The sequence below is a fragment of the Streptomyces sp. NPDC001156 genome, assembly GCF_053598275.1.
This window is the reverse complement of the sequence record NZ_JBSFJX010000014.1, coordinates 46950-69683: the sequence shown is the minus strand read 5'-3', so window position 1 is coordinate 69683 and position 22734 is coordinate 46950. Positions and strand designations below refer to the sequence as shown.

The 22734-nt window shown below is 70.1% G+C and carries 21 protein-coding genes; 2 read left to right on the top strand and 19 right to left on the bottom strand.

All coding sequences use genetic code 11. The annotated features are described in order from the left end of the window. Positions 1-23 precede the first annotated feature (23 nt). From ACWDA7_RS10395 to proS, 12 genes are all read right to left on the bottom strand, one after another. Positions 24-533, bottom strand: coding sequence for an NUDIX hydrolase (locus ACWDA7_RS10395; protein ID WP_450603715.1), 510 nt, complete (start codon positions 531-533; stop codon positions 24-26). Further along, on the bottom strand, positions 523-1266 hold the full coding sequence (gene lepB / locus ACWDA7_RS10390) for a signal peptidase I (protein ID WP_450603713.1): 744 nt from the start codon (positions 1264-1266) through the stop codon (positions 523-525). The genes ACWDA7_RS10395 and lepB (ACWDA7_RS10390) overlap by 11 nt, the downstream gene beginning before the upstream one ends. Before the next feature lie 78 nt (positions 1267-1344). After that, positions 1345-2304 carry a signal peptidase I gene (gene lepB / locus ACWDA7_RS10385; protein WP_450603712.1) on the bottom strand — a complete coding sequence of 320 codons (960 nt, stop codon included), beginning with the start codon at positions 2302-2304 and terminating at the stop codon, positions 1345-1347. Continuing rightward, complete coding sequence (gene lepB, locus ACWDA7_RS10380; protein ID WP_450603711.1) at positions 2189-3277, bottom strand: signal peptidase I; 1089 nt, start codon at positions 3275-3277, stop codon at positions 2189-2191. The genes lepB (ACWDA7_RS10385) and lepB (ACWDA7_RS10380) overlap by 116 nt, the downstream gene beginning before the upstream one ends. Then, the gene (gene lepB, locus ACWDA7_RS10375) at positions 3270-3989 is read right to left on the bottom strand and encodes a signal peptidase I (protein ID WP_450603710.1); all 720 of its coding nucleotides are present in this window, start codon (positions 3987-3989) and stop codon (positions 3270-3272) included. Before lepB (ACWDA7_RS10375) ends, lepB (ACWDA7_RS10380) begins: the two co-directional genes overlap by 8 nt. Before the next feature lie 165 nt (positions 3990-4154). Continuing rightward, on the bottom strand, positions 4155-4505 hold the full coding sequence (gene rplS, locus ACWDA7_RS10370) for a 50S ribosomal protein L19 (RefSeq protein ID WP_450603709.1): 351 nt from the start codon (positions 4503-4505) through the stop codon (positions 4155-4157). A gap of 135 nt (positions 4506-4640) precedes the next feature. Then, positions 4641-5474, bottom strand: coding sequence for a tRNA (guanosine(37)-N1)-methyltransferase TrmD (trmD, locus tag ACWDA7_RS10365; RefSeq protein WP_450603708.1), 834 nt, complete (start codon positions 5472-5474; stop codon positions 4641-4643). Further along, positions 5474-6049, bottom strand: coding sequence for a ribosome maturation factor RimM (gene rimM / locus ACWDA7_RS10360; RefSeq protein ID WP_450603707.1), 576 nt, complete (start codon positions 6047-6049; stop codon positions 5474-5476). The genes trmD and rimM overlap by 1 nt, the downstream gene beginning before the upstream one ends. 82 nt (positions 6050-6131) lie before the next feature. After that, complete coding sequence (locus tag ACWDA7_RS10355) at positions 6132-6371, bottom strand: RNA-binding protein (protein WP_003973401.1); 240 nt, start codon at positions 6369-6371, stop codon at positions 6132-6134. A 2-nt stretch (positions 6372-6373) separates the two neighbouring features. Continuing rightward, entirely contained in the window at positions 6374-6802 is a 429-nt protein-coding gene (rpsP, locus tag ACWDA7_RS10350) for a 30S ribosomal protein S16 (protein WP_359397178.1), read from the bottom strand. A 341-nt stretch (positions 6803-7143) separates the two neighbouring features. After that, positions 7144-7740 carry a hypothetical protein gene (locus ACWDA7_RS10345; protein WP_360998386.1) on the bottom strand — a complete coding sequence of 199 codons (597 nt, stop codon included), beginning with the start codon at positions 7738-7740 and terminating at the stop codon, positions 7144-7146. Positions 7741-7992: 252 nt separating this feature from the next. Continuing rightward, positions 7993-9408: a proline--tRNA ligase gene (gene proS, locus ACWDA7_RS10340; protein ID WP_450603706.1), complete on the bottom strand. Its 1416-nt coding sequence runs from the start codon at positions 9406-9408 to the stop codon at positions 7993-7995. Between the two features lie 227 nt (positions 9409-9635). Between proS and ACWDA7_RS10335 the strand changes: the two genes are divergently transcribed. After that, positions 9636-10496, top strand: coding sequence for an SAM-dependent methyltransferase (locus ACWDA7_RS10335; protein WP_450603705.1), 861 nt, complete (start codon positions 9636-9638; stop codon positions 10494-10496). Between the two features lie 32 nt (positions 10497-10528). On the opposite strand, the gene ftsH is transcribed toward ACWDA7_RS10335, so the two are convergent. From ftsH to nsdA, 6 genes are all read right to left on the bottom strand, one after another. After that, complete coding sequence (gene ftsH, locus ACWDA7_RS10330) at positions 10529-12457, bottom strand: ATP-dependent zinc metalloprotease FtsH (protein ID WP_450603704.1); 1929 nt, start codon at positions 12455-12457, stop codon at positions 10529-10531. 104 nt (positions 12458-12561) lie between these two features. Then, a complete protein-coding gene (gene ffh / locus ACWDA7_RS10325) occupies positions 12562-14109 on the bottom strand; it encodes a signal recognition particle protein (protein WP_360998383.1) in 1548 nt (515 codons plus the stop codon). A gap of 133 nt (positions 14110-14242) precedes the next feature. After that, the gene (locus tag ACWDA7_RS10320; RefSeq protein ID WP_450603703.1) at positions 14243-16690 is read right to left on the bottom strand and encodes a [protein-PII] uridylyltransferase; all 2448 of its coding nucleotides are present in this window, start codon (positions 16688-16690) and stop codon (positions 14243-14245) included. A 25-nt stretch (positions 16691-16715) separates the two neighbouring features. Continuing rightward, entirely contained in the window at positions 16716-17054 is a 339-nt protein-coding gene (locus ACWDA7_RS10315) for a P-II family nitrogen regulator (RefSeq protein WP_359397163.1), read from the bottom strand. Beyond that, complete coding sequence (locus tag ACWDA7_RS10310; RefSeq protein WP_359397161.1) at positions 17051-18388, bottom strand: ammonium transporter; 1338 nt, start codon at positions 18386-18388, stop codon at positions 17051-17053. The genes ACWDA7_RS10315 and ACWDA7_RS10310 overlap by 4 nt, the downstream gene beginning before the upstream one ends. Positions 18389-18812: 424 nt before the next feature. Then, positions 18813-20288 (bottom strand): transcriptional repressor NsdA, encoded by a 1476-nt coding sequence (nsdA, locus tag ACWDA7_RS10305; protein WP_450603702.1) that lies wholly within the window; start codon positions 20286-20288, stop codon positions 18813-18815. 449 nt (positions 20289-20737) lie between these two features. Between nsdA and ACWDA7_RS10300 the strand changes: the two genes are divergently transcribed. Beyond that, positions 20738-21400 (top strand): bifunctional DNA primase/polymerase, encoded by a 663-nt coding sequence (locus tag ACWDA7_RS10300; RefSeq protein WP_450603701.1) that lies wholly within the window; start codon positions 20738-20740, stop codon positions 21398-21400. A 103-nt stretch (positions 21401-21503) separates the two neighbouring features. Here the strand turns inward: ACWDA7_RS10300 and ftsY are convergent, their stop codons facing one another. After that, positions 21504-22706, bottom strand: a complete 1203-nt coding sequence (ftsY, locus tag ACWDA7_RS10295; protein WP_450603700.1) for a signal recognition particle-docking protein FtsY — start codon at positions 22704-22706, stop codon at positions 21504-21506. Positions 22707-22734: the final 28 nt, after the last annotated feature.

Below are 22734 nucleotides of genomic sequence, written 5' to 3'. Positions count from 1 at the left end.
TTGTGCGCCAGTCCCGTGCGCCTCTAGACGATTTCTGTGTCGAGGATCTCGGGCCTGGCCGGGGGACCCTCGTCGAGCAGCGTGCGTAGCAGCTCGGCGAGTCTCTTCGGATACACCGTCTCATGCGCCTCGGCCAGTTCCCCGCACGACCACCACCGTGCACCGGCCACACTGCGCTTTTCCAGCTCCGTCAGGCCCGTCGCGGCCGTGACCAGGGCCGTCCGGGTCGTACGGGCGAGGTAGTACCACTCGTCCTGGTCCCAGCGGCGGCCGGCGAATGGGAACGAGCACGTCCGCTGCCACAGCACCGGGCCCAGCTCGACATCCGTGATGCCGGTCTCCTCGGCCAGCTCACGCAGGGCGGCCTGCTCGCGCGTCTCGTCGCCCTCCAGGCCGCCGCCGGGCGTGAACCACCAGTCGTCGGCCGGGTCGTCCGGCTCGTGCCCGTGCAGCAGCAGAATGTGGTCCCGGGGATCGAGCAGCACCACTCGGGCCACCTTGCGCAGCCCGCCCGCGGCCGGCTCAGCGGACACCGGCCAGCTCCCTCCGGGGGGTGCTGCGCCCACGGCTCGCGAGCTTCGCGATCGGGCCGTAGGCGGCACCCACCATCACCAGCACCGCGCCCGCCACGATCGCTCCGACGATCAGCCGCAGCGGTCCGGGCGACGAGATCGGGCCCAGTGCCTGGAAGCCGGTCGGGCGCATCAGCATGCCGTTCATCGGCCACGCCACGGCGTCCACACGGGTGTCCACGCCGCTGCGCGCCACCGTGCCGTTGAAGGCCTCCGTGAGGTGCGCCGTGGAGTCCAGGGACCCGCTGCGCTCGTCACCGAGGAGGAACAGCCGGTCCTTGGGGACCGTGATGGACGGGATGGTCTTGTACTCGGCGGCGGAGCCCTTGGGGAGGTACGGCTCCTGGATCTCCTTGCCGTTGACGGTCAGCTTGCCGTCGGTGCAGCAGGCGACCGTGTCGCCGCCGATCGCCACGACCCGCTTGACCAACGGCATGTCGCCCCAGCTCTTCTGCTTGAAGACGACGACGTCGCCGCGCTTGACGTCGGCCCCGTCGACGCGCTGGGCGAGCACCCGGTCACCGGCGGCGATGGTGGGCGTCATGGAGTTGGTCGGCACCGTGTAGGGCTTGTAGACGATCGCACCCCAGACGAATCCGCCGAGGAAGAGCACACAGCCGAGGGCCACGGCCAGTCCCGACAGTGTGTTGCCGAGCCGTCTGCGGCCTTCTTCCGTACGACCAGTCCCGCTCATCCCAGTGCTCCCCAAGTCGGAGATTCGATCCCGTGGCCCGCTCCGGGCCACGGAAGATCGGCGATCTGGGACGGCACCCTATCGGGCGGTACCGCTGCCAGAAACCCTGGGGTTTCCGGCGGTAAGGCTCGCGGTGATCCGGCGCCTGCGCCAGAGCACCAGCGGCACCGCGCCCGTCAGCCCGAGCGCCCCCGGGGCCGCCACGCTCAGGCCCTGGTCGAAGGTGTCCGGGATCGGCAGCGTGTTCCAGCGGGTGGGCGGCCAGGCGACCACGATGGCCCGGCCCACGACGTTCCCGACCGGCACGAAGCCCTGGTACTGGTCCTGCTGGTGGTAGCGGGAGTCCAGCGAGTTCTGCCGGTGGTCACCCATGACCCAGATTTTGCCCGGCGGAACCATGACCTTGAACTGGCCGCCCTGGTCGTCGACGCTGCACGGGGTGTTGCCGGGGTACACATACGGCTCGTTCAGCGCCTTGCCGTTGACCAGCAGCGGGCCGGTGCCCTTGCACTCGATGGTGTCGCCGGCGACGCCGATGACCCGCTTGATGAGGTCCTTCTCCTCCGCCGACGGCATCAGGCCGATCCAGCTCAGGGCCGTCTGCAGGGCGTTCGGGTTGGTGGTGGGCTCGCCCGCCAGCCAGTTGTCCGGGTCGTGGAAGACGACGACCTCGCCGCGGGAGGGCTGGGAGCCGAACCAGGGGGTCAGCTTGTCCACGAGGACGCGGTCGCCCTGCTGGAGCGTGTTCTGCATCGAGTCGGAGGGGATGGAGAACGCCTGCACCAGGAACGTCTTGATCAGCAGCGCGAGCACCAGCGCGATACCGATGAGCAGCGGCAGCTCCTTCCAGAAGGAGCGCGGCTTCTTCGGCTGCTGAGGAGGCAGCCCGTCGCTCTCCCCTGTACCGCCACCGTCATGGGACTCACTCCCGGAGCCGATGCGGTTCTCCGCCGCCGGGGGGGCCGTCTCGTCGGGTCGCTCCGGCCGCTCTTCGGGGCCCTCGTGCCCGGACCGTGCGCCGACCGCCAAATCCCCCACATCCACTCCTCAGTCCGTATCGCCGCCGGCGCCCCAGTCGACGCAGGCCCACCACTCCCATAACGAGCGGGAGTTCCGCAGGGCTCGGGAGGGGGATCAATCCGTATCGATCCGCGGAGGCCACCCTATGCGACAGACCGAGCGCGGTGTTCGACCCGCCCGGCACCGACGCGTAAGTGTCCGGCTCTTTCAGGCGTGTCCAGTGCCCGATGGGCCAGGCGATGACCATGGCGCGGCCGACGACGGACTTCTCCGAAACAGTACCGCTGAACGCCTCGGTGCGGTGGTAACGCGAGTCGGCCGAGTTGGCGCGGTGATCGCCCATGACCCACAGCCTGCCCGGGGGAACGGTCACCGAGAACGAGAAGTCGGAAGGTTTGTTCCCCGGGTGAATGTACGGCTCATTCAGCGGCACGCCGTTGACGGTGACATGCCCCAGGGCGTCACAGCACTTGACCGTGTCCCCGCCGACGGCGACAACCCGCTTGATCAGATCTTTGTCGTTGTCGGAGGGCAGCAGACCTATCCAGGTGAGCCCCTCCTTGAACTGCTTGACGCCCACCGGGTCGTTCTTCTTGGCCGTCTGCTCGCCCGCGAGCCAGTCGCCGGGGTCACGGAAGACCACCACGTCGCCGCGTTGCGGCTTGGAGCCGAACCACGGAGTCAGTTTGTCGACGAGGACGCGGTCGCCGATCTGGATCGTGTTCTCCATGGATCCGGACGGGATCACGAACGCCTGCACGAGGAAGGTCTTCAGAACGAGGGCTATGAGGACGGCGACACCGGCCAGGAGAGGTATCTCCTTGACGGCGGAGCGCCTCCTCTTGCGCTTGACCTTGCGCTGGAGCCTGCGCCGCTCGGCCCGACTGCGCCCGGTGGGGGTGCCTGCCGAGGCGCGCCGTGAACCGGTGGGCAGGAGGTTCTGCAAGCCGGTGTCGGCCGGCACGCCGCGCGGCTTGCCGCGGTTACCCATGGGCACCGTCCGCCGCGGCCGGTACACGCGCGTAGGCGCCGGGACGGGTGATGTGCCTGAAGTGCGCGGAGGGCCACACGATCCAGTCGGCCCTGCCTATCACGGCGCCGACGGGGACCATTCCGCCGCCGGGCGAGCCCAGGTGGTCGCGGGAGTCACTGGAGTCGCTGCGGTGGTCACCCAGCACGAAGAGTGTGCCGTCCGGCACCACGACGTCGAAGGGGACGTCGGACGGGCTGTTGCCGGGGTACAGAAACGACGACTCGTCGACCGACCGGCCGTTCACCTCGAGTCCCCCCTCCTTGTCGCAGCAGACCACGTGGTCTCCCCCCACACCTACTACCCGCTTGACGTAGTCGGCGCTCCCGAAATACCCGGTGCCGTCGAAGACGACGACGTCACCCCGCTGCGGCTTCGATCCGAAACGGTACGCCAACTTATTTACGAGCACGCGGTCCCCAACCCTCAATCCGCGCTCCATCGAACTGCTGGGGATGTCGAACGGCTGGGTCACGAACGCGCTGAGCGCGAGGAGGAACAGCAGGCAGATCAGCACGGTCAGGGTGACCCGCCCGCCGGGCACCCGGTCGATCACCTGCGACGGCAACGCGAAGCGCGACCGTCCCTCCCGGCCCGCTGTGTCCGAGTTCGCCTCGGAACCGGCGGGGCTGGAGGAGCGGTCGCGCTCCGTGTGCTGTGCTCGGGTGTCCATCGGGGCCAGATGCTATCCGGCCTCGCTGTGGACCCCCATGTGGTGGCTCACTCACCTCAGGGGCGCTGAAGCCGGTGCCGGGAGGCCGAACGGGCTCAGCCCTGCGGGCCTGTCTGCGTTCGTGCCCGACGCCGGGGCGCTCCTGCGGTTCGCTCGCCGAAGCGCTCAGTTCACGCGCTTCTCCTTGATCTTCGCCGCCTTGCCGCGCAGGTCGCGCAGGTAGTACAGCTTGGCGCGGCGCACGTCACCGCGGGTGACGAGCTCGATCTTCTCCACGATCGGGGTGTGCACCGGGAAGGTGCGCTCGACGCCGACGGAGAAGGAGACCTTGCGGACCGTGAAGGTCTCGCGCACGCCGGAGCCCTGCCGGCGGATCACCACGCCCTTGAACTGCTGCACACGGGAGCGGTTGCCCTCGATGACGCGGACGTGGACGTTGACCGTGTCACCCGGACGGAAGGCCGGGACGTCGCTGCGCAGCGAAGCGGAGTCGACGGAGTCGAGCAGGTGAGACATTTCGTCTGCTTTCTTCACCGATGCCACAGGTCATCGGCGGTACGTAGGTTCTCGGTAAGGATCGCCGTCCGGGTCGGGGCGGAACGTCGTGTCCCCCTGTGGCAGGGGCGCATGCCGGACGCGGACAGCAGCCGCCTATTCTTCCACGTGCTGCGGCCTGCGCCAAAATCGGCCGTGCGGTGCGCCGTCGGGATCGGGTGCCCAGCCCAGGATGGAAAGCATCTCGCGGTCTTTCTTGTCGAAGGCCGCCGGATCGCAGCGTTCGATCAGGTCGGGCCGGTTGGCCGTCGTGCGCTTCAGTGCCTCGTCCCGGCGCCAGCGGGCGATCCTGCCGTGATGACCGCTGAGCAGCACCTCGGGGATGCCCCGGCCGCGCCAGGCGGGCGGCTTGGTGTAGACGGGACCCTCCAGGAGGTTCGCCATCGCGCCGGGCGCGAAGGAGTCGTCCCGGTGCGACTCGGCGTTGCCGAGGACTCCCGGCAGGAGCCGGGCCACCGCTTCGGTGATGACCAGGACCGCAGCCTCGCCGCCGGCCAGGACGTAGTCGCCGATGGACACCTCGTACACCGGTATCCGGGTCGCGTACTCGTCGATGACACGGCGGTCGATGCCCTCGTAGCGGGCGGGCGTGAAGACCAGCCACGGGCGCTCGGAGAGCTCCACGGCGAGTTCCTGGGTGAAGGGACGGCCGCTGGGTGTGGGGACGATCAGAGCGGGGGCCGAGGCACCCGTCTCGTATCCGGCGGCCAGGATGTCGTCGAGGGCGTCACCCCAGGGTTCGGTCTTCATGACCATGCCGGGGCCGCCGCCGTACGGCGTGTCGTCGACCGTGTTGTGGCGGTCGTACGTCCACGAGCGCAGATCGTGCACCTGGAGGTTCAGCTGCCCGCGCGCGCGTGCCTTGCCGACCAGGGAGACGTTCAGCGGTTCCAGGTACTCGGGGAAGATCGTGACGACGTCGAGCCGCATTACGCCTCTTCTCCGGACGGCTCCCCCGTCTGGCCCTCGGGCTCCCTGGCGGACGCGATCTCCGCGCGGTCGTCGATCAGGCCCGGCGGCGGGTCGATGACGGCGCGCTGCTCCTCGAGATCGATCTCGGTGACGATCTCCTCGACGAAGGGGATCAGCACCTCGCTCCCGTCCGGGCACTCCACCACGAACAGGTCCTGGGAGGGCAGGTGCGAGATCTCGGTGATCCGTCCGACCTCCACGCCGTCCCGCGTCACGACGTCGAGGTCGATCAGCTGGTGGTCGTAGTACTCGTCCTCGCCCTCGGGGAGCTCGTCCGGGTCCACCTCCGCGATCAGGAGGGTGTTGCGGAGGGCTTCGGCGGCGTTCCGGTCCTGGACGCCCGCGAAGCGCAGGAGCAGCCGGCCGCTGTGCACCCGGCCGGTTTCGATGGTGAGCGGGCCCGCGGACGCGGGATCGGTGGCCAGTACGGCGCCGGGTGCGAGCCTGAGCTCGGGCTCGTCGGTGCGTACTTCCACGGTGACCTCGCCCTTGATGCCGTGGGCGCGGCCGACCCGTGCGACTACCAGCTGCACTTGTGAAGATCTCCTGTCGTAACGACCGCGGGCCGGGGACGGCCCAGTTGGCCCTCCCCGGCCCGAGCCGGTTGCGAAAGCGTCAGCGGACGTGGTCCACGTCGACGAGGTCGACACGGACGCCGCGGCCGCCGATGGCACCCACGACGGTGCGCAGGGCGCGTGCGGTGCGGCCGTTGCGACCGATCACCTTGCCGAGGTCGTCGGGATGGACCCTGACCTCGAGCACACGTCCGCGGCGCAGGTTGCGCGAGGCCACCTGCACATCGTCAGGGTTGTCGACGATGCCCTTCACGAGGTGCTCGAGAGCCTCCTCGAGCATGCTCAGGCCTCGGTCGACTCAGAAGAAGCGGACTCGGCAGCGGCCTCGTCCTTCTTCTCGGCCTTCTTCTTCTGGGTGATCGCCTCACCCTTGCCCTCGTCGTCACCGGCGAGAGCCTCGAACGTCGGACGCGTGGCCTTGGGCTCGGCAACCAGCAGCGGCGCCGGGGCGGGCTCGCCCTTGAACTTCTGCCAGTCGCCGGTCTTCTTCAGGATGGCGAGCACGGGCTCGGTCGGCTGGGCGCCGACACCGAGCCAGTACGCCGCGCGCTCGGCGTCGACCTCGATCACCGACGGGTTGTACGTCGGGTGGTACTTGCCGATCTCCTCGATCGCCCGGCCGTCACGGCGGGTACGGGAGTCGGCGACGACGATGCGGTAGTGAGGCGAACGGATCTTGCCCAGACGCTTCAGCTTGATCTTGACTGCCACGGGAGTGGGTTCTCCTGGATTTGACGTGGTTGGGCACGGCGAGATTGCCGCGTGGGGTTGCGGTACCCGAGTGCCCGATGGACGCGTCAGCCGGAGGAGAGAGGGGTCCTGTGCGGCTGTCGAGTACAGCTAGCCATTGTGCCACACACTGCCGGGGGCCACGGCCGTGGCACCTGGGCATGACAAAGACACACCCGGCGCCGGGGACTCCCGCGCGTCGCCGCGCCACCCGGCGCTCACTGGGTGCTGTCACGCCCGCCCATGCGGCGTGCCGCATGGGCCCGCAGCCGATCACGACCGCGTACGAAGCTGAGGTACGGCCGCCACGAGCAGCCGTCGGATCAGCTCGCCGCGGCCCCCACCGGCTCAGGGATGCGGAAGGGCTTTCCGCAGCCGCCGCACACGATCGGGGCCTGTGCCAGGACCGACGGGACGACGCGGACGTTGCGGCCGCAGTCGCAGACCGCCTTGACGCGGACGCCGCCGCCGGAGGAGCCGTGGCGGGCGGCCGGGCCCCGGAACGAGCGGGCGGTGTCCGCGGCTGTGGCCGCCGTGTGGGCCTTCAGCGCGCGCTGGAGCCGCTCGATCGTCGGCCGGTAGCGGCGCTTTGCCTCGGGGTTGAGCGTGACCAGGGAGAAACCGCTGCTCGGGTGCGGTTCCTCGGGGTGGTCCAGGCCCAGCTCCTCGGCGATGGCGAGAAATCTGCGGTTGTGGTAGCGGCCGGCACGGGAGGTGTCGCGTACACCGCGGGCAGCGGCGATGCCATGGACTGCCTCATGGAGCAGTCGCTCGAAAGAGAGTTCGTGCCCGCATGCGGACGAGGACTCTCCGATCAGTGACTCGGGCGCGGCAAGATCGGGCAGCTCGGGGTGGTACCGCTGAATGTCGGCCCACGCCTGCGCCAGCTCTGCGGCGAGAACAGGTGGTGTCGTGCTCACGTAATGACAACGAGCCTGAGTGCTCCCGTGTTCCTATTCCGGGGCATCCCAAATAATTTGCACTTACCCGTCAGTTGGCACTGATGCGTCCGGAGGAGGGCGGGTGCGCTGATCTGCGGAGAAGCCTCACAGCTCATACCAAGCCGGTGCGTAGCGACCACTACGCACCGACGCGTAGGTGAACCGCGCGCGCCGGGGCAGCCAGGGTCTGCCGATGCACAAGAGGTGTTTCGGTCTCTTCGGCCTCTTACCTCAATAAGCGCGCGCGACGACCGCGACGTTACTCGACGCGTCGTCCGCGTCGGGAACCGCCCCGTCCTCGGTGACCAGACAGCGTACGGTCACGGCGTGTTCAGCCAGCTTGGCCTCGCCGTCCTCGCCGAGCACGGACCACGGAATGCGGGCCCAGCCGCCGGCGACCGCCGCCTCGACGGCCTCGTCGATCGTCGAGACCTCCGCCGTACGGGACAGGCGGCGCTCCCGCGACTGCTTCAGGAGCAGCGCCTGGTCCTCCTCAAGGATCCCCGGAAGCAGCCCCGGGATCGACTCGAGCGCCACCGGCTCCTTGCCCCCGGGGATACGACGGGCCAGCATCGCCGTGCCGTTCTCCAGGTCGCGGGGGCCGATCTCGATGCGAACGGGCACGCCCTTGAGCTCCCAGTCGACGGCGCGGCGGCCGAAGGGGGTGTCGGTGCGGTCGTCCACCTGGACACGGATCCCGGCCTCCTTGAGCCGGTCGCCGAGCTCGCGGACCTTGGCCAGAACCGCGTCGTCGTCCTTGATCGCGAGGACAACGGCCTGAATCTGCGCAAGCCGCGGCGGGACACGGAGTCCGTCGTCGTCGCCGTGCGTCATGACCAGCGCGCCGATCATGCGGGTGGTGGAGCCCCAGGAGGTCTGCCAGACGTACTCCTGCGTGCCGCCCTTCGACAGGTAGCGGGTGTGGAACGCCTTGGCGAAGTTCTGGCCCAGCTCATGGCTGGTGACCATCTGGAGGGCCTTGCCGTCGCCCATCATGCTTTCCAGCGTCAAGGTGTTGATCGCGCCGGCGAAGCGCTCCCTGACCGTCTTGCGGCCGGACACGAAGTCGATCGCGAGGACGTTCTCCAGGAAGTCCCCGTAGACGTTCCGCTGGATGTGGGCGGCGAAGTCGCGGGCCTCCTCATAGGTGGCGTGCGCGGTGTGGCCCTCCTGCCACAGGAACTCCGAGGTGCGCAGGAACAGACGGGGCCGAAGCTCCCAACGCACCACGTTGGCCCACTGGTTGATCAGCAGAGGCAGGTCGCGGTAGCTCTGGATCCACTTGGCGAAGTAGTCGTTGATGATGGTCTCGGAGGTGGGCCTGACCACGGCGGGCTCTTCGAGGTCCTTGCCGCCGCCGTGGGTGACCACCGCGAGTTCGGGCGCGAACCCCTCGACGTGGTCGGCCTCCCTGGTGAGGTACGACTGCGGGATCAGCAGCGGGAAGTACGCGTTCTGGGTGCCCGTCTCCTTGATGCGGGCGTCCATCTCGCCCTGCATCCGCTCCCACAGTCCATACCCGTACGGTCGGATGACCATGGTGCCGCGCACCGGCCCGTTGTCGGCCAGTTCGGCCTTGTTGATCAGGTCCTGGTACCAGCGCGGGAAGTCGTCCGCCCGGGGTGTGAGAACGGGTGCCTTTGCCATGGCGCGATGGTACGGGGACACCTCCGCGCGCCGTGAATCAATTTGTCACCCGGGGTGGAAGGGGGCGCACGGACGGCTCACAAGGAGTGCTCCGCACCCCCTGGACGCCACGACGGCCGCGGAGTTACCTGGCATACGGGGGGACTCGGGGGAGAGCACAAGCGCGCATCACGGGGGCTGAAGGAAACGGACGCAGCGACAACTCTCGGCGGAATGAGGCGCTTTCGATGACACCTACACTCGTGCGACAGCACATCCCCCACGCGGGAGCGACTCCCCGCGTGGACCGGCGTGCACGCGCGCGTGACTGGGCGGAGATCCAGGAGCGGATGCTGGTGCCGCTCTACGAGGCCGTGTACGACCGGCTCGAAGTGGACTCCGGGACACGGCTGCTCGGGCTCGGGTGCGGTGCCGGTCTCGCCCTGCTGACGGCAGCCTCCCGGGGCGCCTCGGTCACCGGTGTCGACAGCGGCGCCCGCGAACGCCTGGCACTCGCCCGGGAGCGGCTGCTCCCGGGGACGCCGGGCACGCGCGCGCGTGCCGGCACCCGGATCGTCGACGGCTCCCCGCGGGACGCGGCGCCCGCCCCCGGAGCGCCGGCGTACAACCTGCTGACCGCATTCGAGCCGATCGGAGCCGGTGACGGTGACGGTGCGGTCCTCGCGGACCGGCTCGCGGACGCGAAGCCGCTCGCCGAGCACGGTGCGGCCCTGGTGCTCACCGGCTGGGGCCCGCCGGAGCGGTGCAGCACGTCGCCGGTGCTCGGCCTGGCAAGGAAACTGGCCGATCCCGAGGCCGGCGCGGGCGACCGGCACCCGGCCCGGCGCGACGACCTGGAGGAGACGGCGCAGCGCTGCGGGCTGCGGCCGGACGGATCGGGGCGGGTCGCCTGCCCCTTCGGGTACGCCGACCTGGACAGCGCGGTACGCGGGATGCTGTCGACGGGGCTCTTCGACACGGCGATCGCCGCCACGGACCGGGAACAGGTGGACAAGGAGCTGGCCGAGGCGCTGCACCCGCACCTGCGGGCCGACGGCACGGTGTGGATGCCGAATGTGTTCCGCTACCTGATCGTGCGCATCCCCTAGACGAGCGCGCGCCCTTCCGGCTCCGCGGGCGCTCAGTCGTCCTTGCCCAGGCGCAGGACCCCGGCGATGCGGTACGCCTCCGCCTCGTCCAGGGTCTCGTTGGCCAGGAGGGCTTCCGCGAGAGCGTCCAGCTGGCCCCTGTGCTCCTCGAGCTTGCGGCACGCGTCGGCGTAGCACTGGTCCACGATGCTGCGCATCTCGCTCTCGATCACATCCAGCGTGTGCGGCGCCGCGGAGAGGCCGTACGCCTGCTGGGCGTCGCTGGGCAGAGCCGAGAAGCGGCCCACCCGTTCGCTCATGCCCCAGCGGGCGACCATGCCGCGGGCGATGTTGGTGACCTGTTCCAGGTCGCTCTCGGATCCCGTGGTGATGACTCCGTAGACCACCTCCTCCGCCGCCATGCCGCCGAGGGCGCCGATGATGCGGCCCCGCAGGTACTCCTCGGAGTACGCGTACTTCTCCACCTCGGGGGTCGACAGCGTCACCCCGAGCGCCCGGCCGCGCGGCACGATCGTGACCTTGCGCACCGGGTCCGCGCCGGGCTGCAGCATGCCCAGCAGGGCGTGCCCGCTCTCGTGGTAAGCGGTGCGCCGGCGGTCCTCCTCGGGCAGCAGGAGCGAGCGTTCGGCACCGAGCTGCACCTTCTCCAGGGCTTCCAGGAAGTCCTGCTGCATGATCTGCTGCTGGCCCCGCTTGACCGCCAGCAGCGCCGCCTCGTTGGCGAGGTTGGCCAGTTCGGCACCCGTCATGCCTGGGGTCATGCGGGCCACCTGGGGCAGGTCCACGTCCGGGGCGAGAGGCATCTCGCGTGTGTGGATCCCCAGGATCGCCTCGCGGCCGCCGCGGTCCGGCGGTGAGACGGTGACCACCCGGTCGAAACGGCCGGGCCGGGTCAGTGCCGGGTCCAGGACGTCGGCGCGGTTCGTGGCCGCGATGACGATCACGCCTTCCGAACCGGTGAAACCGTCCATCTCCGTGAGGATCTGGTTCAGCGTCTGCTCGCGCTCGTCATGGCCGCCCAGCGACGCCCCGCCGCCGCGCACCCGCCCGATCGTGTCGATCTCGTCGATGAAGATGATCGACGGGGCCGCCTTGCGGGCCTCGGCGAACAGCTCGCGGACCCGGGAGGCGCCGACGCCCACGATCATCTCGATGAACTCGGAGGCCGAGGCTGAGAAGAACGGCACGCCCGCCTCGCCGGCCACCGCCCGTGCCAGCAGTGTCTTGCCGGTGCCCGGCGGGCCCGTCAGCAACACGCCGCGCGGCATCTTGGCGCCCATCCTGCGGTAGGCGTCCGGGTTCTTGAGGAAGTCGACGACATCGCTCAGCTCGCCCTTGACCTCGTCGATCCCGGCCACGTCGGCGAACGTGGTACGTAGCTTGCCCGGTTGCAGTTCGACCGGCTTGGGGGGCGCCCTGCGGCCCAGCATGCCGCCCGGGCCGCCCAGCCCGGTCCGCACCCGCCGCGCGATGAAGACCCACACCGCCACCAGGATCAGCAGCGGCAGCAGTGAGATGAGCAGGTTGGACAGAAAACTGCGCTCCTGCACGACCGGCTGGGCGGTCACCGTGACATGGTGCTTGGTCAGGTTCTGCCAGAGCTTGTCGTCGGCGAAGGCGGGGCGCTGCGTCTTGAACTTGGTGTACTTCCCGCCGCCCGGGTTCGGCTGCGCGGTCTTCAGCTGTCCCTGGATCGCGTCGCCCTTGGAGTAGACCTTGGAGACGTTGCCGTTGCCGAGCTGCCTGCTGAACTCCGTGTACGAGATCGTCGGCTGATTGGCCGCGGTGAAGTAGGTGAGGGCAGCGTAGGCGACGACGAAGACGATCACTGCGGCGGCGGCCAGACTCCACCAGCCACCTGGGGGTCTTCTGCCACCGGATCGCCGGGATGACTCCTCCGGAGTGCCTTCGGTGCGCCACGGCTTGTCCGGGGTCTTGCGTGGTGGCGCGGCATTCGTCATATATCGGACGGTACGGCACCCGGAAGGCCCCGGCACGCGCTGAGGGCGCCCCTGCGGACAGGGGCGCCCTCGGCCTCGTACGGCCCCGTGGACCGCCGTGGAAGTCAGCCCATGAACTTCTTGAACTCGTCCGGCAGCTCGAACTCCTGATCGCTCTGCTGCGGCAGGCCGAAGGCGCCGCCCTCGGCCGCGGCGGCGCGACGCGCGGCCTCCTCCTGCTCCTGCTGCTTGCGCTTCATCGGGTTGCCGGAGCGCTGCTTGCCCTTGGCCTTCTTCGGCTGCTTCTTGCTGCGGCCGGGGCCGCCGCCCATGCCCGGGATCCCCGGCATACCGGGCATGCCGCCGCCCTGGGCCATGCGCGCCATCATCTTGCGCGCCTCGAAGAAGCGCTCGACCAGGTTCTTGACCGCGCTGACCTCGACACCCGAACCCTTGGCGATACGGGCCCGGCGCGAGCCGTTGATGATCGTCGGCTCCTGGCGCTCGCCCGGGGTCATCGACTTGATGATCGCGGCCGTGCGGTCGACGTCCCGCTCGTCCAGGTTGTTGATCTGGTCCTTGATCTGGCCCATGCCCGGGAGCATGCCGAGCAGCTTGGAGATGGAGCCCATCTTCCTGACCTGCTCCATCTGGGCCAGGAAGTCGTCCAGGGTGAAGTCCTGGCCCTTCTTGGACGCCAGCTTGGAGGCCATCTTCTCGGCCTCTTCCTGGCTGAACGTCTTCTCCGCCTGCTCGATCAGGGTGAGCAGGTCACCCATGTCGAGGATGCGGGAGGCCATCCGGTCCGGGTGGAAGGCGTCGAAGTCCTCGAGCTTCTCACCGTTCGACGCGAACATGATCGGCTTGCCGGTGATCTGGCGAATCGACAGAGCCGCACCACCGCGGGCGTCGCCGTCGAGCTTGGAGAGCACCACACCGTCGAAGCCGACGCCGTCCCGGAAGGCCTCGGCCGTGTTCACGGCGTCCTGACCGATCATCGCGTCGACGACGAAGAGGATCTCGTCGGGCGAGACCGCGTCCCGGATGTCCGCGGCCTGCTGCATCATCTCCTGGTCGATGCCGAGGCGGCCGGCAGTGTCCACGATCACGATGTCGTGGACCTTGGTCCTGGCGAAGTCGATGGAGTCCCTGGCGACCTTGACCGGGTCGCCGACACCGTTGCCCGGCTCCGGCGCGAAGACGGCCACGCCCGCGCGCTCGGCGACGACGCTGAGCTGGTTCACGGCGTTCGGGCGCTGGAGGTCGGCCGCGACCAGCAGCGGGGAGTGGCCCTGCTCCTCGAGCCACTTGGCGAGCTTGCCCGCGAGGGTCGTCTTACCGGCACCCTGCAGACCCGCCAGCATGATCACCGTCGGGGGCTGCTTGGCGAACCGGAGGCGGCGGGTCTCCCCGCCGAGGATGGTGACCAGCTCGTCGTTGACGATCTTGAGGACCTGCTGGGCGGGGTTCAGGGCCCGGGAGACCTCGGCGCCGAGGGCGCGCTCCTTGACGTTCTTGATGAAGGTCCGGACGACCGGCAGCGCCACGTCCGCTTCGAGGAGCGCGATGCGGATCTCGCGCGCTGTGGCGTCGATGTCCGCCTCGGAGAGCCTGCCTTTCCCGCGGAGGTTTTTGAAAGTCGCGCTGAGGCGGTCGGAGAGGGTGTCGAACACGGCGGCGTCGGTCCTCGGAGTCGGGGGCGTTTTGGGCTGTCCTCCAGGGTATCCGGACCGGCGGGCAAATCATCCCCGCCGACGGAAGAGCAGGCCGGGGGCCCGCTCCCGGGCCGGTGGAACCGGCCAGGCCTCAGGCCCGCAGCGTCTCCTCCAGCATCCGTGCCACCGTGGCCGCGTCCTCCCCCGGCAGCGGCATACCCGTGGCAGTCGTCACATAGAAGGCGTCCACGGCGTTCGCGCCCAGGGTGCTGACATGCGCGCTGCGCACCCGTACACCAGACTTCTCCAGCGCCCGCCCGATCCGGAACAGCAGCCCCGGTGCGTCCTGGGCGCGTACCTCGATCACCGTGGCGTGCCGGGACGCCGTGGGGGCGACCGTGACCCGGGGCGGCGGCGCCAGCACGCCCCGGCGGCGGGGGTATGCCGCGTCCCGCTCCGCGAGGCGTGCGCCGATGTCCAGGGAACCGTCCAGGGCCCGTACGAGGTCGGCGCGCAGCCGGGCGGACTGTGGCAGCGAGCCGTACTCCGCCGCGACCCGCCAGTCGAGCAGCAGAACCGAGCCCTCGTGGACACCGTCCGGCAGGTCCAGGGCGCGCAGCTCCGCTGTGCGGACGGCGAGGCGGTGCATCGCCAGCACACCCGACACCGCGGGCAGCACCCCGGGCTGGTCCGGTACGGCGATCAGAAGCTCCACGCCGAGAGGTTCCGGTTCGCCGGAGCGCTCCTCGGACGGCGGCTCGGGCTGCGCGCGCAAGGCGAGCACGGGGCCGCCCGTACGGAACGCCTCGATGGCGAGCCGCTCCTGCTCGACGGTGGGCACGGCCGCCTCCGGGGCGGCGGGCTCGTCGCCCGCCAGCACCGCCGAGACCCGCTTGACCAGGTCGTTCACGAGTGCGCCCCGCCAGGACGACCAGGCGGCGGGCCCGGTGGCCAGGGCGTCCGCCTCGGTCAGCGCATGCAGCAGTTCCAGTGTGCTCTGCGAGCCGACGGCCTCGGCGACCGAGCGCACCGTGGCCGGATCCTCCAGGTCGCGCCGGGTGGCCGTGTCGACGAGCAGCAGGTGGTGGCGTACGAGCGCGGCGAGCACGACGACGTCGTCGCGGTCGAAGCCGACGCGCGTCGCCACGTCCCGCGCGATGATCTCGCCCGCCACGGAGTGGTCGCCGGGCCAGCCCTTGCCGATGTCGTGCAGAAGCGCGGCGATCAGGAGGAGGTCGGGGCGGCCGACCCGGCGCGTCAGCTCGGAGGCGCGCACGGCGGTCTCGATCAGATGCCGGTCGACGGTCCAGATGTGCACGGCGTTGCGCTGCGGGCGGCAGCGCACACGCTCCCAGTCGGGCAGCAGGCGGCTGATCAGGCCCTCGGCCTCCAGTGCCTCCCAGACCTCGACGGTCGGGCGGCCGGAGCCCAGCAGGGTGACGAGCTGTTCCCGGGCCTCGGCGGGCCAGGGCGTCGGCAGCGGGCGCCCGGTGGCGGTCATACGGCGTACGGCGTGCAGGGAGAGGGGGAGGCCGGCCTGGGCGGCGGCAGCGGCGGCGCGCAGGGGCAGCACGGGATCCCGCTCAGGGCGCGCGGCCCGGGCGAGCACCACTTCGCCGTCCTGTTCCACCACGCCTTCGGCCAGCGGGGACCGCTCCGCGACGGGCTTGCCACCGCCCAGCATGGCCCGCAGCCGAGGCCGCACCGCGCGTGACCGCAGGACACGGCCCACCTCACGCCATGTCACATCGCTCGCATACGAGATGACCCGCGCCGCCTCATACAACTGGCGCAGCAGCGTGTCGGCGTCCAGCAGGCCGAGCTCGGCGGCGACCTGGTCCTGCTCCTGCAGCGCCAGCCGGTCGGTGGCGCGCCCGGTGGCCAGGTGCAGCGCGTCCCGTACGTCCAGCAGCCGGCGCCGGGCGTCCGCCAGGCCCTCGCGCGGGGCGTCCGCGACCCAGGAGGCGGCGACCGCGCGCAGGGCGGTGGCATCGCGCAGGCCGCCCCGGGCCTCCTTGAGGTCCGGCTCCAGCAGATATTGCAGCTCACCCTGGCGCCGGGCCCGTTCGGCGCACAGTTCCTGCAGCTCGGGCAGGCGCTTGGGGGCCTGGTTGCGCCAGTCGGCGAGGACGGCCGTCCGCAGGGCCGCGGTCAGCCCGAGGTCGCCCGCCAGGTGCCGCGCGTCCAGCAGGCCGAGCTGCACCTTGAGGTCCTCGCCCGCCGTCCTGCGGGCCTCGGACGGGGTGCGTACGGAGTGGTCGAGGGCGAGGCCGAGATCCCAGACGGGGTACCAGATGCGGTCCGCGAGGGCGGCGACCGCCTTGCTGTCGCCGCCGTCGTGCAGCAGAAGCAGATCGAGGTCGCTGCGCGGCGACAGTTCGCCGCGGCCGTATCCGCCGACGGCGACCAGGGAGACACCGCGCAGGCCCTCGGCACCCGCGGTGAACAGCTCGGCCAGCCAGCCGTCGGTCAGTGCGGCCAGGGCCGAACGGCGCGTCGGCCCGGACTGCGCCCCCTCCTGGAGGAGGCGCAGCCGGGCCGCCGCGTAGCCTCTGGGTCCCGAGCCCTCTGCATCCGTACGCACGTCCGTACTCGTCACCCGGCGACTCCTGTTCCTCGGTGCCTTACAGCGCGTCGGGGCCGCGCTCGCCGGTCCGGACCCGGACGGCCGTCTCGACCGGGAGGGACCAGACCTTGCCGTCTCCGATCTTGCCGGTACGAGCCGCCTTGACGATGACATCGATGAGCGGTTCGGCGTCGTCGTCCTCGGCCAGTACCTCGATACGGATCTTGGGGACCAGGTCGACCGTGTACTCGGCACCCCGGTAGACCTCGGTGTGTCCCCGCTGCCGACCGTAGCCGCTCGCCTCGGTGACCGTCAGACCATGTACTCCGAAGGCCTGGAGGGCCTCTTTGATCTCGTCGAGCCGGTGCGGCTTCACGACGGCGGTGATGAGCTTCATGCGTCCACCTTCTTGGTCTGCGCGGCGGTGAGGGCCGAGGCGACGCTCCCGAGGACACCGCCACCGGCGCCACTGAAGTCGTATGCGGTCTCGGCGTGCTCGGCCTGGTCGATACCGGAGACCTCTTCGTCCTCGGGGACCCGCATCCCGATGGTCTTGTCGAGGAGGAAGGCCAGGATCGCGGAGGCGACGAGGGAGTAGGCGAGGACCGCGAAGACGCCGGCGCACTGCTTCCAGAACTGGTCGAGGCCGCCGCCGTAGAAGAGGCCCTTGACCGCGGACTGGCCCTTGCCGCTGGCGAAGAAGCCGATGAGCAGGGAGCCGATGATTCCGCCGACCATGTGGACGCCGACCACATCGAGCGAGTCGTCGAAGCCGAACTTGAACTTCAGGCCGACGGCCGCGGCGCAGGCGACACCGGCGATGGCGCCGACGGCGATCGCGCCGAGCGGGGAGACCGCACCGCCGGACGGGGTGATGGCGACCAGACCGGCGACCGCGCCGGAGGCGGCACCCAGCGTGGTGAACGCACCGTGGCGGATCTTCTCGTAGGCGAGCCAGGCCAGCATGGCGGCCGCGGTGGCGATCTGCGTGTTGACGAACATCAGCGGTCCGACGCCATCGTCGTTGCCGAGCCACGAGCCGGCGTTGAAGCCGAACCAGCCGAACCACAGGAGACCGGCGCCGAGCATGACCAGCGGGAGGCTGTGCGGACGCATCGGGTCCTTCTTGAAGCCGACACGCTTGCCGATGACGAGGATCACGCCGAGCGCCGCCGCACCGGCGTTGATGTGGACCGCCGTACCGCCGGCGAAGTCGATCACGCCGAGGTCGAAGGCCCAGCCGCCGGTGCCCCAGACCCAGTGGGCGACCGGGAAGTACACGATCGTGACCCACAGCACCAGGAAGATCGCCCAGGCCGAGAACTTCACGCGGTCCGCCAGGGCGCCGCTTATCAGTGCGGGCGTGATGATGGCGAACATCAGCTGGAAGACGGCGAAGACGAAGACCGGGATGGTGTAGCCGGGCCAGAGGTCCATCTTGCCGATGCCGCTGAAGCCGACGAAGTCGGAGGTCCAGCCGACGACCGAGCCCCTGTCGGTACCGAAGGCCATGGAGAAGCCGTAGAGCACCCACAGGATGGTGACGATCCCGAGGCTGATGAAGCTCATCATGAGCATGTTCAAAGTGCTCTTGACGCGGACCATGCCTCCGTAGAAGAAGGCCAGGCCCGGGGTCATGAGCATCACCAGGGCGGAGCAGATGAGCATGAAGCCTGTATTGGCGGACGACAGCTTGGGTGCGTCCGCCGCAAGCATGATGGCTGGTGCCATCGGCGTCTCCTCGTCGGTTGGTACGGCCCCGTGCGGGCGAAGCCTGAGCGGTCCGGTCAGTGAGGGGTGGGCCGGTTATGCGCCATGAGATTGGCGCAGCGCCGTTTCCGTCGAAGCCCCTCGATGTTTCGCCGCAGTGACGAAGGCGCCGGGAGTGTTACGCGTTGATGAACTGCAGGATGCCGACCGCGTTGATCGTTATCGTGACGCAACCTGCCGGGAATGGCATCCGCCCGGGTGCATGCGCCGACGTCGTCGCATGCCGGCTGATCATTCGCGTGATTCCGCCCGGGTAGATCACGGAATGCAGACCGACCGCGACAGCCATCCGATGACCTGGCAGGGGGAGCCGAGTCGGGCAGTTCGGGATGGCGGCCGCGGCCGGGGTCGCATGGGGCCCTTCGAGTGACGGGGCCGGAAGGGGTCAGACCGCCTCGGCGGTCTCGGGCAGGTGGGTGGCGAGGTGGTCGGTCAATTCGACGATCTCGGAAAGATCACCGAAATCGCGTACAGCCGTGTCGACGGTCTTTCGGATACGCGTGTTGACACGTTCGGACCGCACGTGCTTGGCGATTTCCATCGACCGCTTCGCCGGCACCGCGCTCTGCTCGGGCTCGCGCTGCAGGAGGTGCACGGTCGCCATGCCGATGAGGTTGAGTGCGTACGACCGCTGGTGCTCGGACTCATCGGCGAAGAGGTCGACGGCCTTGCGCATCAGGGGCTCGGCGAGAGAGGCGTAGGCGGGGCTGCGGCCCGCGACATAGGCGAGGTCGCGGAACGAGTGGGAGTTCTCGGCGTAGAGCTCGGCCTCGGAGAAGAAGCGGATCCAGTCGGGCTCGGGCTCGTCGAACTCGACCGCGTCGGCGAAGGTGTCCTCGGCCATCCGGACGGCCCGCTTGCACTTGCCGGGCTGGCCCATGTTCGCGTACGCGCGGGCCTCCATCGCATACAGCATCGCCTGGGTGCGCGGGCTCGCGCAGTCCCGGCTCCCGTACTGGGCGAGGTGGATGAGCTCCAGAGCGTCGTCGGGCCGGCCGAGGTGGATCATCTGGCGGCTCATGCTGGAGAGGACGTACGAGCCGAGCGGCTTGTCGCCTGCTTCCTTGGCGGCGTGCAGGGCGAGGACGAAGTACTTCTGCGCGGTGGGCTGCAGCCCTACGTCGTAGCTCATCCAGCCGGCCAGCTCGGCCAGCTCGGCGGCGACTTTGAACAGGCGCCTGGCGGTGGCCTCGGTCTGGGGTTCCTGGAGGAGGTCCGTCACCTCATGGAGCTGGCCGACGACGGCCTTGCGGCGCAGACCGCCGCCGCACTGGGCGTCCCACTTGCGGAACATCACCGTGGTGGTCTCGAGGAGGTCGAGCTCGGGCTTGGACAGCCGGCCCCGGCCCCGCGCGGACGGAACGGGCTCGGGCTCCTCGCGCGGGGCGGTGGGCCCGGGGACCAGCCAGCGCTGCATGGGCTCGATGAGGGCCGGGCCCGCCGACAGGGCGAGCGAGCTCCCGAGGAAGCCGCGCCGCGCCAGCATCAGGTCGCTGCGCGAGAACTCGCTGATCAGCGCCACTGTCTGCGGGCCCGTCCAGGGCAGGTCGATGCCGGACACGGAGGGTGACTGGTGGGCGGTGCGCAGCCCGAGGTCCTCGACCGCGACCACACAGCCGAAGCGCTCCGAGAACAGCTCCGACAGGATCCGCGGGATCGGCTCGCGCGGATTCTCCCCGTCGAGCCAACGACGCACCCGCGAGGTGTCCGTCGAGATGTGACTGGCACCCAACTGGCGGGCCCGGCGGTTCACTTGGCGTGCGAGCTCGCCCTTGGACCAGCCGCTGCGCGCGAACCAGGAGCCGAGCAGCTCGTTGGGGCGCTTGTCAGCGTTCGCACCGCTTCCGCCGTTGTCGCCCACTGGAACGCCCCCATCTGTCAATCCACTTGTGCGCTGTGTGCGCAAAGCCTTACCAGAATGCCGGTGAATACGGCCCCGCGTCCGGCGGTTCTCACCTGTCGAACGGGAACCGGGTTGCCTCCGGCATACCCACGAGTGCGTGCGTCTCCAGGAATCGTGCACTCAAAGTAATCCTACGATCACGCGCGCAGCCATGGCGATTCCAGAATCGCCACCATTCGCCACCCCTTCGGATGAACTCAACGTGGCCTGTGCGCGATTCACTTGACACATGACGGGCGGAAGCGGATGGGGCGGTGCACTCACGGGCGCGCGCCGCCCGGCGCACCACCCGGGACGCAACGGGACGCCGCCCGGACGACGCGGCGATCACCGGCGAACCGGGGACACAGAGTCACGATTTGGTTCCATCGCGTAACCGCCGGTGCGTCGGACCCGTTGGAGGGGGCATGGGCTTCACGATCGGCGGCACACGGGCGATCCGCGACATCAGGCCCGGCGCTCGGCGCCGGGGCCGCTCGTCGGAGTGCACTGCCGTGGCCGAGTACACGGGCCTGTGGGGCTGGGACGTGGTGCCCGGCGCCCGGGCGGCCGCGGGAATGTGCTCATGCGGCAAGCGGGACTGCGACGCGCCCGGCGCGCATCCGCTGGACTTCGCGCCGGCGGTGCGAGCGGGCGCCACGCTCGACGAGGCGACCGAGGTCTGGGCTGAGGTGCCCGGTGCCGCGGTGATGCTGCCCGTCGGCCGGGCGTTCGACGTGATCGAGGTCGCCGAGCCGGCGGGGCGGCGTGCGCTCATTCGGCTGGAGCGCATGGGACTCCCGCTCGGCCCGGTGACGGCCACTCCCGACGGCCGGGCCCATTTCTTCGTCGCCCCGGGCTCCGCGGCGGAGCTCCCCGAACTGCTCTACCGGATGGCGTGGGACGACACGGACCTGGATCTGCACGCCCTGGGCCCCGGTGCCCACATCACCGCTCCACCCTCGGACCGCGGCGGCCTCGGGCCGGTCCGCTGGCTGCGCTCCCCCGCCCTGGACTCGGCCACCCGACCGCCGGCCGCGCGCCTGCTGATCGGCACGCTCGCCTACCTGGCGCACCGCTCCCGCGCCTGACCCGCTGGCTTCGGCACAACAGAAGGGCCCTACTCCATCCGTACGATGGAGTAGGGCCCTCGTCGCGCACGGGTTCGTGACGGCGTACGCCTCGCGGGAACCGTCAGTCGCCGATAAGCGCATCCACGAACGCTTCCGGGTCGAAGGGCGCCAGGTCGTCGGCACCCTCGCCGAGGCCGATCAGCTTCACCGGCACACCCAGCTCGCGCTGGACCGCGACCACGATGCCGCCCTTGGCCGTGCCGTCGAGTTTGGTGAGCACGATGCCGGTGATGTCCACGACCTCGCCGAAGACACGGGCCTGAACAAGACCGTTCTGCCCGGTCGTGGCGTCGAGGACGAGCAGCACCTCGTCGAGCGGGGCGTGCTTCTCCACGACGCGCTTGACCTTGCCGAGCTCGTCCATGAGGCCGGTCTTGGTGTGCAGACGGCCCGCGGTGTCGATGAGCACGACGTCGTAGCCCATCTCCTTGCCTTCCTTGACCGCGTCGAAGGCGACGGAGGCGGGGTCGCCGCCCTCGGGCCCGCGCACGGTGTAGGCGCCGACCCGCTCGCCCCAGGTCTGCAACTGGTCGGCGGCGGCGGCACGGAAGGTGTCGGCGGCACCCAGGACCACGGTGCGGCCGTCGGCCACGAGGACACGGGCGAGCTTGCCGGTGGTGGTGGTCTTGCCGGTGCCGTTGACACCGACGACCATCACGATGCCGGGCTTGCTGGCCTCGGGCTCGGTGCGGACGGTGCGGTCCATGTCGGTGCGGATCAGCGTGAGCAGCTCCTCCCGCAGCAGCCCGCGCAGTTCGTTGGGCGTACGGGTGCCGAGCACCCGCACCCGCTCACGCAGCCGCTCGACCAGCTCCTGGGTGGGCTGCACACCGACGTCGGCGGTGAGCAGGGTGTCCTCGATCTCCTCCCAGGTCTCGTCGTCGAGGTGCTCCCGGGACAGGAGCGTGAGCAGCCCCTTGCCGAGCGCGTTCTGCGAGCGGGACAGCCGGGCACGCAGCCGGATCAGACGGCCGGCTGTGGGCTCGGGGATCTCGATCGGGGGCGCTTCGACGGTGGGCGGCTCCTCGACGACCACAGGAGCCGGACCTTGCGGAAGGTCCACCTCCTCGATCGTCCGGCGCTCCTCGTCGTGCGGTGTCTCGGCCTCTTCGCCGACGTGCGGCTCGGCCGGAGGGGCGGTGATGTCGGGCGTCTTGGGGGGCGCCGGAGGCAGCGGCTTTCTGCGCCGGGTGCCGACGAGGAGCCCGCCGAGCGCGCCGATCACGACCACGGCGATGACTACAGCAAGGATGACGATGTCCATAACGCGTCCCAGTATGCGCGACCGGTCA

Coding starts and splice junctions, on each gene's coding strand:
- lepB (WP_450603710.1), bottom strand. CDS start 3,989: ATGGACACCCGAGCACAGCACACGGAGCGCGACCGCTCCTCCAGCCCC.
- ftsY (WP_450603700.1), bottom strand. CDS start 22,706: ATGGACATCGTCATCCTTGCTGTAGTCATCGCCGTGGTCGTGATCGGC.
- trmD (WP_450603708.1), bottom strand. CDS start 5,474: ATGCGGCTCGACGTCGTCACGATCTTCCCCGAGTACCTGGAACCGCTG.
- ACWDA7_RS10315 (WP_359397163.1), bottom strand. CDS start 17,054: ATGAAGCTCATCACCGCCGTCGTGAAGCCGCACCGGCTCGACGAGATC.
- ftsH (WP_450603704.1), bottom strand. CDS start 12,457: ATGACGAATGCCGCGCCACCACGCAAGACCCCGGACAAGCCGTGGCGC.
- ACWDA7_RS10355 (WP_003973401.1), bottom strand. CDS start 6,371: ATGCTCGAGGAGGCTCTCGAGCACCTCGTGAAGGGCATCGTCGACAAC.
- lepB (WP_450603711.1), bottom strand. CDS start 3,277: ATGGGTAACCGCGGCAAGCCGCGCGGCGTGCCGGCCGACACCGGCTTG.
- ACWDA7_RS10310 (WP_359397161.1), bottom strand. CDS start 18,388: ATGGCACCAGCCATCATGCTTGCGGCGGACGCACCCAAGCTGTCGTCC.
- ACWDA7_RS10300 (WP_450603701.1), top strand. CDS start 20,738: ATGGGCTTCACGATCGGCGGCACACGGGCGATCCGCGACATCAGGCCC.
- ACWDA7_RS10335 (WP_450603705.1), top strand. CDS start 9,636: ATGACACCTACACTCGTGCGACAGCACATCCCCCACGCGGGAGCGACT.
- lepB (WP_450603713.1), bottom strand. CDS start 1,266: ATGAGCGGGACTGGTCGTACGGAAGAAGGCCGCAGACGGCTCGGCAAC.
- proS (WP_450603706.1), bottom strand. CDS start 9,408: ATGGCAAAGGCACCCGTTCTCACACCCCGGGCGGACGACTTCCCGCGC.
- rplS (WP_450603709.1), bottom strand. CDS start 4,505: ATGTCTCACCTGCTCGACTCCGTCGACTCCGCTTCGCTGCGCAGCGAC.